This is a genomic window from Vibrio sp. 10N.222.49.C9, assembly GCF_041474985.1.
Taxonomy (GTDB): Bacteria; Pseudomonadota; Gammaproteobacteria; order Enterobacterales; family Vibrionaceae; genus Vibrio; species Vibrio crassostreae_C.
This window is the reverse complement of the sequence record NZ_JBFRVD010000107.1, coordinates 1-560: the sequence shown is the minus strand read 5'-3', so window position 1 is coordinate 560 and position 560 is coordinate 1. Positions and strand designations below refer to the sequence as shown.

Annotated in this window: 1 rRNA gene; it reads left to right on the top strand. The window is 40.4% G+C overall.

What is annotated here, in order from left to right:
- Positions 1-437: 437 nt before the first annotated feature.
- Positions 438-560 (top strand): 16S ribosomal RNA (locus AB4585_RS22140); the annotation flags it as partial.

Here is a 560-nt window from a genome sequence, read left to right as displayed (position 1 = left end):
AAAAAGGGCTTGCCAGTGTGATCGAAATCTCTATAATGCCACCTCGCTGACACGGGATGGCTTCTTAGGAAACCAGAACGAATCAGCAAGCCAAATTAGCCAAGCCAAGCGCTTGAAAAAAGTTTTGAAAATAGTGGTTGACACTAAAACTTAAATCGCTAAAATGGCCGTCCGATTTGAGCGAAGCTCAAAAAGGAAAAGCTCTTTAACAATTTAAACCTATCAATCTGTGTGGGCACTCGTTGATGAATATCAAAAATTGATTCTTAGGAATCACATTGATTTCAATGAACTGAGTGACCAATCGATAATTTATTATCGGCACAGTCAATTCATTATCATTCTGTTGGAATGGTAATAGCTTTAGAATTACTTTTTGTAGTTTTGAAGTCAGTATTCGTTGAGTCACACCTATTAATTTAGGTAATCAAAACTTTAAATTGAAGAGTTTGATCATGGCTCAGATTGAACGCTGGCGGCAGGCCTAACACATGCAAGTCGAGCGGAAACGAGTTATCTGAACCTTCGGGGAACGATAACGGCGTCGAGCGGCGGACGGG